General features: G+C 69.3%; 10 protein-coding genes and 1 pseudogene. 9 read left to right on the top strand and 2 right to left on the bottom strand.

What is annotated here, in order from left to right:
- Positions 1–387: 387 nt before the first annotated feature.
- A complete protein-coding gene (locus tag ACFV15_RS46325) occupies positions 388–1104 on the bottom strand; it encodes a hypothetical protein (protein ID WP_378359649.1) in 717 nt (238 codons plus the stop codon).
- A 270-nt stretch (positions 1105–1374) separates the two neighbouring features.
- Between ACFV15_RS46325 and ACFV15_RS46320 the strand changes: the two genes are divergently transcribed.
- Complete coding sequence (locus ACFV15_RS46320; protein WP_378359648.1) at positions 1375–2619, top strand: aminotransferase class I/II-fold pyridoxal phosphate-dependent enzyme; 1245 nt, start codon at positions 1375–1377, stop codon at positions 2617–2619.
- A gap of 40 nt (positions 2620–2659) precedes the next feature.
- Positions 2660–3781, top strand: a complete 1122-nt coding sequence (locus ACFV15_RS46315; protein WP_378359646.1) for an FAD-dependent monooxygenase — start codon at positions 2660–2662, stop codon at positions 3779–3781.
- Between the two features lie 58 nt (positions 3782–3839).
- On the opposite strand, the gene ACFV15_RS46310 is transcribed toward ACFV15_RS46315, so the two are convergent.
- Positions 3840–5639: an AMP-dependent synthetase/ligase gene (locus tag ACFV15_RS46310; protein WP_378359645.1), complete on the bottom strand. Its 1800-nt coding sequence runs from the start codon at positions 5637–5639 to the stop codon at positions 3840–3842.
- Between the two features lie 114 nt (positions 5640–5753).
- On the opposite strand from ACFV15_RS46310, the gene ACFV15_RS46305 reads away from it, so the two are divergent.
- The 7 genes and pseudogenes from ACFV15_RS46305 to ACFV15_RS46275 form a co-directional block, all read left to right on the top strand.
- Complete coding sequence (locus ACFV15_RS46305) at positions 5754–6149, top strand: polyketide cyclase / dehydrase and lipid transport (protein WP_378359643.1); 396 nt, start codon at positions 5754–5756, stop codon at positions 6147–6149.
- 8 nt (positions 6150–6157) lie between these two features.
- Positions 6158–6946, top strand: a complete 789-nt coding sequence (locus ACFV15_RS46300) for a metallophosphoesterase (protein ID WP_378359642.1) — start codon at positions 6158–6160, stop codon at positions 6944–6946.
- A 26-nt stretch (positions 6947–6972) separates the two neighbouring features.
- Positions 6973–7413 carry an SRPBCC family protein gene (locus ACFV15_RS46295; protein WP_378359641.1) on the top strand — a complete coding sequence of 147 codons (441 nt, stop codon included), beginning with the start codon at positions 6973–6975 and terminating at the stop codon, positions 7411–7413.
- The gene (locus ACFV15_RS46290; RefSeq protein WP_378359639.1) at positions 7413–8558 is read left to right on the top strand and encodes an ArsA family ATPase; all 1146 of its coding nucleotides are present in this window, start codon (positions 7413–7415) and stop codon (positions 8556–8558) included. The genes ACFV15_RS46295 and ACFV15_RS46290 overlap by 1 nt, the downstream gene beginning before the upstream one ends.
- 59 nt (positions 8559–8617) lie before the next feature.
- Positions 8618–8983 carry a hypothetical protein gene (locus tag ACFV15_RS46285; RefSeq protein WP_378359652.1) on the top strand — a complete coding sequence of 122 codons (366 nt, stop codon included), beginning with the start codon at positions 8618–8620 and terminating at the stop codon, positions 8981–8983.
- 15 nt (positions 8984–8998) lie between these two features.
- On the top strand, positions 8999–9952 hold the full coding sequence (locus ACFV15_RS46280) for an ROK family protein (protein WP_378359650.1): 954 nt from the start codon (positions 8999–9001) through the stop codon (positions 9950–9952).
- Positions 9953–9956: 4 nt separating this feature from the next.
- Positions 9957–10814, top strand: a pseudogene (locus tag ACFV15_RS46275) (NUDIX domain-containing protein); the annotation flags it as partial.
- Positions 10815–10910: the final 96 nt, after the last annotated feature.

Raw genomic sequence — 10910 nt, 5'->3', positions numbered from 1 at the left:
CGCAAAAACGGCATCCACATCCTGACCGCACTCCACAACGCCATCACCGGCAACCCCTGGCTACCAACCAACCCAGCAACCACCTGACTAGTTACATGGCCGGTTCTAACCGGCCATACCACTCACGACCCTCGCGCTTGGCTCGGACCGGGGCCCACTGCGCTCCTGCGGGCGAGGAGTTCCATCGCGAAGCGAGGGTGGCCCCGAGTGCGTACAAAGCACCCAACGGCCCCCTCACTTCACACCCACCCGAGACTTGAGGGCGCTTCGCCGGACTTGGTGAGGGACTCCTTCACCAAGTCCGGTCGCATGAGGGCCTAGTTCACCACGTATAGCCGGGTGAAGGCTCCCCTCACCAAACCGAACTTGGTGAGAGAGGACCACGACCTACCTGAGTTTTGTGTTGCCGTCGGGGCCGCCGGTGGTGCGCAGGCGTTTCGCGTAGCAATCGTCTTTGGGGAAGCCTTGCTGATCGCACCAGGCGTTCGCCGCTTCGGGTGTCGCGTAGACGGTGCCGCCGACCGTCGCCCAATAGTCGGGATTCTTGTAGCTGGGCCAATCCCCGGTCCACACGAGCAGGGAACCCGGATACCGCGAGCGCAGGGTGAGGTGTTCCGACAGGATCATGTCGGTGTCGTAGCGCATGCCGTGCGCCACCGTTCCCGGCTGTTTCGAACTCAGCTGCGCCACCCAGCGCCCGTTCGCGGTCGCGCGCAGCGTGCCCAAATCGCCCGCCGCATAAGAACGCAAGGTGCGCAGCGAATCGCTGATCACCGTTGTGGGCGGGCGCTGCACCGTGGTCACCGTGGCGGGCGGCGGAACGTAAGGCACGTACTCGGTTTGCGTGGAGGCCTGCATGTTCGCCACGACCCGGTCCTGCCCGGTGACGACGACCGGCGCCGGCGAGTTCTTCATGGTGACCACCACCAGCACGGCCACCGCGATCACCACGGCAGCCCCGATGGCCACCAGCGTCACCATCCGGGTGTTCCGGCCGGTTTCGATCCGGTCGGCGGCCCCGGAATACCAGGACCGGGTATAGGCGCACGAGCACACGGCGCCTTCGGCCAGCGGACGGTGACAATCATTGCAGTACGCGGACATGCGCATTTCACCTCGGGCTCACGGAGAGCGGAACACCCCTACCGCAGGACAGTCGCTTCGCCGGAGGATTTGTTGCGCGGATTTCCCGTACCGTAACATTTATCGTGATTTCGCGTGTGGAATCATTTCATTCCCGGAATCGACCGGCCATGGCAATCAATCACCCGAGGTGATCGAATAGCGCCGCCCGCGTCACTCGTCCGTGGTTCGCCAGAGCTGTGAAGCGGACCACTCGGAAAGCCGTGCGGACCTCGGGGTTAGCGTTACGTTATGACAACCCTCTCTGTCGACGCCGAGACGGCCCGTAGCGACTATGCGGCGCTCGTCGAGCGCGGCCTCTCCCTCGACATCACCCGCGGCAAGCCGTCTCCCCGCCAGCTGGACCTGAGCAACGGCATGCTCGGCCTCCCCGGCGACGTCTTCAAGGCGGAGGACGGCACCGACGTCCGCAACTACGGCGGTCTCAACGGTCTCGCGGAGCTGCGCCGCCTGTTCAGCGGCTTCCTGCAGGTGCCTGCCGACCAGCTGCTCGCCGCGGGCAACTCGAGCCTCGAGCTCATGCACGACTCGGTCGTCCAGGCGATGCTCAGCCCGCTGCCGGGCGCCGAGCGCCGGTGGGCCGACGAGGAGCGCGTCGCGTTCCTCTGCCCGGTTCCGGGCTATGACCGCCACTTCGCGCTTTCGGAGCGCTTCGGGATCGAGCTCATCCAGGTGCCGATGACCGAGTCCGGCCCGGACATGGACGTCGTCGAGCGGCTCGTCGCCGAGGACGCCGGCATCAAGGGCATCTGGTGCGTGCCGAAGTACAGCAACCCTGACGGCACGACCTACAGCGACGAGACCGTGCGCAGGCTCGCGGCGATGACCACGGCCGCCGCCGACTTCCGCATCTTCTGGGACAACGCGTACGCGATCCACCACCTCACCGACGTCGAGGCGCCGCTCGCCGACCTGCTCGCACTGTGCGAGGAGAACGGCAACGCGGACCGCGCGTTCGTCTTCGGGTCGACGTCGAAGGTGACGCTCGCCGGTGCCGGTGTCGCGTTCTTCGGTGCCTCGAAGGCCAATATCGCTTGGTGGATCGGCAAGATCGGCAAGCGCACGATCGGCCCCGACAAGATCAACCAGCTGCGCCACATGCTGTTCCTCAAGGACGAGGACGGCGTCCGCGCGCACATGCGCAAGCACCGCGAACTCATCGCGCCGAAGTTCGACGCGGTCGACCGCATCCTCACCGAGGAGCTCGGCGACACCGGCCTCGCGACCTGGACCAAGCCGACCGGCGGGTACTTCATCTCGCTGACCGTCGTGCCCGGCACCGCGAAGGAGGTCGTCCGCCTCGCGAAGGCCGCCGGCATCGCGCTCACGCCCGCCGGCGCGACGCACCCGTACGGTGACGACCCCGAGGACAAGACCATCCGCATCGCGCCGACCTTCCCGGAGCTCGCGGAGATCGAACAGGCCGTCAAGGGCCTGACCGTCTGCGTCCGGTTGGCGGCAGCGGAGCGCGCTTGATCAACCCCTGCGCGTCACCGTTTTCGGTAAGGTCGGAGCGGTGACGCGCAGGGCTGTGATCATCGGTGGTGGGATTTCGGGTGCCGTGACGGCGATGGCCTTGCACAAGGCCGGGATCGAGGCGGTCATCCACGAGGCGTATCCCGAGGGGGCGGCCGACGCCGGCGCCTTCTTGACGATCATGGACAACGGGATGGACGCGCTGAGCGCCATCGACGCGTTGGACCCGGTGATCGCGAATTCGTTCCCGGCGCACGGCGTCGAGGTCTTCAGCGTCACCGGCGAGCAGGTGGGGGAGCGGGTCTTCTCCCGCGTCGGCGTCACCAGCCCGCGCACGCTCACCCGTGCCGGGCTCTACCACGTGCTGCACGGTGAGGCGGCCCGGCGTGGCATCGCCTTCGAACACGGAAAACGCCTGGTCTCGGCGGAGACGACGTCGCAGGGTGTCGAAGCCCGCTTCGAGGACGGTTCGACCGCGCACGGCGACATCCTGATCGGCGCGGACGGCCTGCATTCGGTGGTGCGCAAGCTCATCGACCCCGACGCGCCGAGCCCGCGCTACACCGGCCTCAACATCGTCTACGGCTACACGCGCAGCAAGGACATCCCTGCCGCGCCCGCGATTTACCGCATGATCCAAGGCAAACACGCGTTCTTCGGTTACACGACCGCCCCCGACGGCCAGACGTACTGGTTCTCCCGCATCCCCGGCCCGGAACGCGACCGCGCAGAGCTGGCGGCCGTCACACCGGCCGAGTGGCGTTCGCTCGCGGCCGAGGCCTTCGCGGACGACGAACCACCGTCGGCGGGCATCATCGCCGCGACCGGCGACGAGGTCCACGGTGGCCTCGCCTACGACGTCCCGACGCTGCCGATCTGGTCGACTCCCGAGATGGTCCTCGTCGGCGACGCCGCGCACGCCGCGTCGCCCGCGGCGGGCCAGGGCGCCTCGATGGCGCTGGAGGACAGCGTCGTGCTCGCCCAATGCCTGCGAGACCTGCCCGACGCGCCCGAGGCGTTCAAGACCTACGAAGGCCTGCGCCGCGAGCGCGTCGAGCGCCTGGTCGCCGTCAGCGCGGGCCAGCGCGACGCGGGAACCGAGCGGAACTGGCTCTACGACCACCACATCGAGTGGGACGCCCCCGTCACGGCGCCGGCCTGAGTTTTGGGGTCGTGAGCGTTGCGGGCGGTTCTAACCGCCCGGCAACGCTCACGAGCCCTTACTTCTTGTACAAAGCCTCGATGTCGACCGCGTAGTTCTTGTTGACCACGTTGCGCTTGAGCTTGAGGCTCGGCGTGATCTCGCCGCCCGCTTCGGTGAAGTCCTTGGCGAGGATCGTGAACTTCTTGATCGCCTCCGCCTTCGACACCGCGAGGTTGGCCTGGTCGACCGCCGTCTGCACCTCGGCGCGCAGATCCTCGTCGTTGGCCAGGTCGGCGACGGACGCGCCGGAATCCTTGCCGTGCTGGGACTTCCAGGTCGGGAAGTACTCCTCGTCGATGGTCACCAGCGCGCCGATGAACGGACGCTGGTCGCCGACCACCATGGCCTGGCTGATCAGCGGGCTGGCCTTCATCGTGTCCTCGAGCCCGGACGGCGCGACGTTCTTGCCGCCCGCGGTGACGATGATCTCCTTCTTGCGCCCGGTGATCTTCAGGAAGCCGTCGTCGGACAGCTCGCCGATGTCGCCGGTGTGGAACCAGCCGTCGTTGAGCGACTCGGCGGTCGCCTCCGGGTTGTTGAAGTACGCGCCGAAGACCACGTCACCCTTGAGCAGGATCTCGCCGTCGTCGGCGATCCGGCACGACGTCCCGGCGACGGGCCTGCCGACGGTGCCGACACGGAACGCGGTGCGCGTGTTGACATGCGCGGCCGCCGAGGTTTCCGTCAGGCCGTAACCCTCGAACACCGGCACGCCGATGCCGCGGAAGAAGTGCGCGAGCCGCGCGCCCAGCGGAGCGCCGCCGGAGACGGCCGCGATGCACCGGCCGCCGAGTGCCGCGCGCAGCTTCGCGTAGACGAGCTTGTCGAAGAGCGTGTGCTTGAGGCGCAGGCCGAGCCCGATGCTGCCGGCCGCTTCCGCCTCGCTGTACGCGACCGCGGTGGCTTCGGCGGCGTCGAAGATCTTGCCCTTGCCGTCGCCGTGCGCCTTCTGCTTGGCGCTGTTGTAGACCTTCTCGAACACGCGCGGCACCGCGACCACGAAGGTCGGGCGGAACGTGCCGAGGTCGGCGACCAGGTTCTTGACGTCCGAGGTGTGCCCGAGCGTCACGCGGGTGCTCAGCGCGGTCACCGCGATCGCCCGCGCCAGCACGTGGGCGAGCGGCAGGAACACCAGCAGCGAGTTGCCCTGCTCCATCAGGTCGGGGAACGCCTCGACGGCGCCGCGGATCTCCGAGAGCAGGTTCTTGTGGGTCAGCTCGACGCCCTTGGGACGCCCGGTGGTGCCCGAGGTGTAGACAATCGTCGCGAGCGCGCTCGACTTCACCGTGCGGCGCCTGCTGTGCAGCTCGTCGTCGGTGAGGCTGACGCCGATCGCGCTGAGCACGTCGATGGCGGGCTTCTCGGCGGATTCGATCTGGAAGGTGTTCTCCAGCCCGTCCAGCCGCTCGATGACGCTCTCCAGCGTCGCGCGGTGGTCGTCGGTCTCGACGAACACGGCCTTGGCGGCGGAGTCCGACAGGATCCAGTGCACCTGCTCGGCCGACGAGGTGTCGTAGATCGGGACGGTGACGCCGCCGGCCGCCCAGATCGCGAAGTCGATCAGCGTCCACTCGTAGCGGGTCTTGGACATCAGGCCGACCCGGTCGCCGACCTCGAGGCCGGACTTGACCAGGCCCTTGGCGACCGCGAGCACCTGCGCGGCGAACTCGGCGGCCGTGACGTCCAGCCAGGTGCCGTTCACCTGGCGGCGGAAGCTGACGAGATCGGCGAAACGCTCGGCGTTCGCCCACACAACGTCCGCGAGGTTCTCATCGCCGGCGACCGGGCGAGTGGCGGGAGCGCTGTATTCGCGCACGTGGACCTCCGTGTTCAAACGCGAGCTGTTACCCGCCGGTTAACTTAGCGTGCGGGTCACCATAAGGCCATGCTGATGCGGATGCACGACCGCGCCCATGACATTCTCCATTTCGTGGCTGAAGCTAGCGCGATCGACATCGTCGACGAAACCTTTCTCGCGGTACCGGCCGGCACGGTGAAGGCGGCTTTCGCGGATCCGCGCTCCTGGTCCCGATACTGGCCCGACCTGGTGCTCGAGGTCTACACCGACCGCGGCGACGAGGGACTCAGGTGGACCGTGCGCGGCGCGCTGGTCGGCACGATGGAGATCTGGCTCGAGCCGATGCTCGACGGCACGCTTCTGCATTACTTCCTGCGCGCTTCCCCTGAGGGGCCCGCGCTCAGCCCGCGCAAGCTCCGCCAGGAGTTCGACCGCAGGGCCCGCGCGGCCAAGGGCATCGCGCTGGGCTTGAAGGAGATCCTGGAGGATGGCCGTGAGCCGGGTGTTCCGCCCCGCCACGCCGTATAAGGGGAGCTATGCGGGTACACGTCGTTTCGGACGTTCACGGCAACAACGAGGCGCTCAAGCGGGCCGGTGACGGCGCCGACGCGCTGATCGTGCTCGGTGACCTGGTCGATTTCGTCGACTACCACCAGCACGACAAGGGCATCATGGGCGCGCTGTTCGGCGCCGACAACGTGGCCACCTTCGCGCGGCTGCGCCGTGAGGGCACCCGCGACGAGACGATCGCGTACTCCCGTTCGCTCTGGGCCACCCTCGAAGACCCGGCCGCCGCCGTCGACGAGGCCATCCGCGCCCAGTACGCGGTCCTGTTCGCCGCGATGCCCGTGCCGACGTACGCCACCCCCGGCAACGTCGACACCCCCGCGCTCTGGCACGAGTTCGCCCGCGAAGGCGTCCACATCCTGGACGGCGACGTGATCGACATCGGCGGCCTGAGGTGCGGTTTCGTCGGCGGGGCGCTGCTGCCGAAGGGCATCGTGCCGCGTAAAGGGGGTGGCTGGCGGCCGTACCTGCGCACGCACGAGGACTTCGACGCGGACGTCGCCGAGCTCGGCGAGATCGACCTGCTCTGCACCCACATCCCGCCCGCGGTGCCCGAGCTGACCTACGACGTGGTCGCCAAGCGGCACGAGCTCGGCTCGGCCGCGCTGCGCGAGCTGATCACGATTCAGCAACCCCGCTGGTCGGTGTTCGGCCACGTGCACCAGCCCCTGTCGGCGCGGAGGCGCCTCGGCAGGACCGAGTGCCGTAACGTGGGTCACTTCAAGGAGACAGAACTGCCCTACGTGCTGCGCTGGTGACTAGCCGGAACGGTTACTCTTCCCCCATGGCCGAGCAGTCCACGCAGTCCATCGAGGTAGCCGCGTCGCCCGATCGGGTCATGGCGGTGATCGCCGACTTCCCCGAGTATCCGAAATGGGCCAAGGCGGTGCGAGAGACCGAGGTCCTCGCCGAAGACGAGGCCGGTAAGCCCCACCAGGTGCGGCTGACCCTCGACGCCGGTCCGATCAAGGACGTCTACACGCTGGAGTACGACTGGGACGCCGACGGCCTCGCCGTCAGCTGGCATCTGGTCAAGGGCCAGATGCAGAAGGCCCAGAACGGGCGTTACCAGCTCGAGCCGTCGGGCGCGGGCACGAAGGTGACCTACACGCTCTCGGTCGAGCTCGCGCTCCCGATGATCGGGCTGCTGCGCCGCAAGGCCGAGAAGATGGTCATGGACACGGCGCTCAAGGAGCTCAAGAAGCGCGTGGAGAGTCTCGCCTAGTGCGGATACTCCTGTTTACCGGCAAAGGGGGCGTCGGTAAGACGACCCTCGCCGCGGCCACCGCCGCGGCACTCGCCGGGCGCGGCAGGAAGACGCTCGTGGTCTCGACGGACCCCGCGCACTCGCTCGGCGACGCGTTCGGTGTCCCGCTCGGCGCGGAGCCGTCCGAAGTGGACTCGCTGCTGCACGCCGCCCAGATCGACTCGCGCGGCCTGGTCGACACCGTCTGGCAGGACCTGCGCGGGCAGCTGAAGTCGATGCTGTCCGGCGCCGGGATCGACCAGCTCGACGCCGAAGAGCTCACCGTGCTGCCCGGCGTCGACGAGGTGCTCGCGCTCACCGAGGTGCAGCGGCTCGCCGAGACCGGCCCGTGGGACACGATCGTCGTCGACTGTGGCCCGACCGCCGAGACGCTGCGGCTGCTCGCGCTGCCCGAGGCGATCTCCGGCTACCTGACCCGGTTGTTCGGCCGCAAACGCTGGAGCGGCACGGCCGACGCCGTCCGCAGGCTCGGCAGGCACCTCGAGTCACTGCGCGCGCTGCTCACCGACCCGACGATCACCACCGTCCGGCTGGTGCTCACGCCGGAACGCGTGGTCGTCGCCGAGGCCCGCCGCACGCTCAGTTCCCTTGCGCTGCGCGGGATCCGGGTCGACGGCATGATCGCCAACCGGCTGATGCCCGCACCGGGCATCTGGCGTGGCTCCGCCGCGAACTGGATGCGGACCAGGCGTAACCAGCAGGACGAGGTGCTCGCCGAACTCGACGCGGCAGGCCTCGGCTCCGGGCTGATCCGCGCGGTCGAGCACCGCGCGGTCGAGCCGGTCGGGCTGCCCGCGTTGCTGGAGATCGCGGCCGAGCTCTATCATGGCGCGGATCCACTGTCCGGTAACGGATCAGGGATCACGCCGCTGCTCAAGGTGTCCGAAGTGGACGGTGGATACACGCTGCGAGTGGCGTTGCCGCTGGGCAGGGACACCGCACTCGATCTCGCGCGGGTCGACGACGACCTCGCCATCACCGTCGACGGCTTCCGCCGTCTCATCGCATTGCCCGCACTGCTGCGCCCGTGTCGCATCACCGGAGCCGAGTCCGACGCGGCGGGGCTGGTGGTGTCACTGTCCGCCGACCGGAGGCGCTCGTGACCGAGCAAAACACGTATCAGGCGAGCAGCCTGGCCGAAGAGATCAGGCTGCTCGTCGAAATGGTCATCGAACGTGCGGCACCGTGGCTGGAAGGCGTCATCTCCGCGGGCCACGGGCCCGAAGCCGAGCAGAAGCCGCACGAGGCGAGCGACTGCGGCTGGTGCCCGCTGTGCGCGCTCGTCGCCGTCGTCAAGGGCGAGCGGCCCGAGTTCGCGGCGAAGCTCATGGAGCAGGCCGCGCAGCTGATCGCGCTGCTCAGGGCCGTGCTGGCGGACCGGTGGGAGCCCGAGGGCGGCGTGCACATGCCCGGCTTCCAACCGGCGGCCAAGCCGGGTGCCGCGCATGATGATCCAGTACCGTCCGTCCGGGTACAGCACATCGCCGTGCGCAGACGGGACGAGTGGCAGCCGGATCGGGAGAACTGAGTGCTGGCGATAGGTGTGGATGTCGGCGGGACCAGCGTGCGCGCCGGCGTCGTCGATGAGCAGGGTTCGTTGCTGGACACCTGCCGGGTGGCCACCCCGAGTGGCGAGAGCGCGCTCGAGGACGCGATCGCCGGGGTGATCGAGGACCTGCGCAACCGGCACGAGGTGGCGGCCGTCGGCCTCGCCGTCGCCGGGTTCGTGGCCTCGGACCGCCGTTCGGTCATGTTCGCGCCGCATCTCGCCTGGCGCGGCGCACCGGTCGGCGACCGGATCGCCAAGCGCGTCGGCCTGCCGGTGACCCTCGAACACGACGCGAACGCCGCGGCCGTCGGCGAGCACCGCTTCGGCGCGGCGCGCGGCTCCAGCGTGGCCGTGCTGGTGGCGCTGGGCACGGGTATCGGCGCGGGATTGCTGCTGAACGGCAAGATCTACCGCGGCGCGCACGGCGTCGCCCCCGAACTCGGCCACCTGACCGTGGTGCCCGGCGGGCGCGCGTGCCCCTGCGGGAAGTACGGCTGCTGGGAGCGCTACTGCAGCGGGACCGCGCTGGCCGCGACCGCCGTCGAGCTGCTCGCCAGGCATCCCGGCCGGTCGACCGTGCTGGCCAGGGAGACCGCGGGCGACCCGGGCTCGGTGACCGGCAGGCGCGTCGCGGGTGCCGCCCGCGACGGCGACCCGGTGGCCCAGCGCGCGCTCGCCGAGCTCGCGAAATGGCTCGGCGAAGGGCTCGCGCTGGTCGCGGACGTGTTCGACCCCGAGGTCATCGTGATCGCCGGTGGCGTCTCCGAATCGGCGCCACTGTTCCTCGACGAGGCCCGCGAGCACTACTCGGGTCTCATCACCGGCGCGGGCCACCGGCCACTGGCCAGGATCCGCACCGCGCAGCTCGGCGCCGACACGGCCTTGGTGGGCGCGGCGGCGGTCGCCTTCGAAGAGACTGCCGAACGTCAGGTCGGTGTGACAGGCTGAAGCCATGGACGCCAACGGTTTCGTGCGCTGTGGTCACGGCCACCGGCACTGGGGGCGGTATGGCGCGGCAGGGCTGTTGCTGACCGATCCCGAGCGAGGCGTCCTGCTTCAGCGGCGAGCGTGGTGGGTGCACCACGGCCGTACCTGGGCGATCCCCGGCGGCGCGGTTGAGGCGGGGGAGAGCACCCGCGGCACGGCGATCCGCGAGGCATGGGAAGAGGCCGAGATCGCGGCCGACGCGCTGACCGTGACCAGTCAGTCCACAGTGGACCATGGAAACTGGCGTTACACCACGGTTCTCGCCACGATCACGAAGCCGGTCAACGAGCGCGTCGCCAACTCGGAGAGCTCGGAGCTGGCGTGGGTGTCGCCGTCCAAGGTCCCGGATTACCGCCTGCACAAGGATTTCGCGCTCGCCTGGCCCGCGCTGCACGAGCAGGTCGGCCGCGAGCTGGTGCTGATCGTCGACGGCGCGAACGTCGTCGGCTCCCGCCCCGACGGCTGGTGGCGCGACCGTCACGGCGCGGCCGTCAAACTCCGCGACAAACTCGCTCGCCTTGCGGTGTCGGGGATATCCGCCGCTGACGCAGGCCTGCCGATGGACGGCGCCTGGACGTGGTGGCCGCGCGTCATCCTGGTCGTCGAAGGCAAGGCCCGCGGCGTGACCCCGACCGACGACGTCCGCGTCGCCGCCGCGCCGACGGACGGCGACTCGGAGATCGTCGCGGTCACCCGCGAAGCGGTGACCCAGCGACCGGGCGACCGCGTCGTCGTGGTCACGGCCGACCGCGAGCTCAAAGCCCGCGTGACGGCCGAGGGCGCCTCGCTCATCGGACCGGGCGCCCTCCTGGCCCTGCTGGACCAGGGGTGGGGGGGGGGGGGGGGGGGGGGCGGGGGGGGGTATCCACCACACACACCCCCCCCACACCGAACGTCACCCCCGCCGCAACGAGCAATA

The sequence above is a fragment of the Amycolatopsis sp. NPDC059657 genome, assembly GCF_042734395.1.
Lineage (GTDB): Bacteria > Actinomycetota > Actinomycetes > Mycobacteriales > Pseudonocardiaceae > Amycolatopsis.
The sequence above is the reverse complement of the archived record's forward strand: the minus strand, read 5'-3'. Positions and strand labels throughout refer to the sequence as shown.

Coding starts and splice junctions, on each gene's coding strand:
- ACFV15_RS46325 (WP_378359649.1), bottom strand. CDS start 1,104: ATGTCCGCGTACTGCAATGATTGTCACCGTCCGCTGGCCGAAGGCGCC.
- ACFV15_RS46320 (WP_378359648.1), top strand. CDS start 1,375: ATGACAACCCTCTCTGTCGACGCCGAGACGGCCCGTAGCGACTATGCG.
- ACFV15_RS46300 (WP_378359642.1), top strand. CDS start 6,158: ATGCGGGTACACGTCGTTTCGGACGTTCACGGCAACAACGAGGCGCTC.
- ACFV15_RS46295 (WP_378359641.1), top strand. CDS start 6,973: ATGGCCGAGCAGTCCACGCAGTCCATCGAGGTAGCCGCGTCGCCCGAT.
- ACFV15_RS46285 (WP_378359652.1), top strand. CDS start 8,618: ATGGTCATCGAACGTGCGGCACCGTGGCTGGAAGGCGTCATCTCCGCG.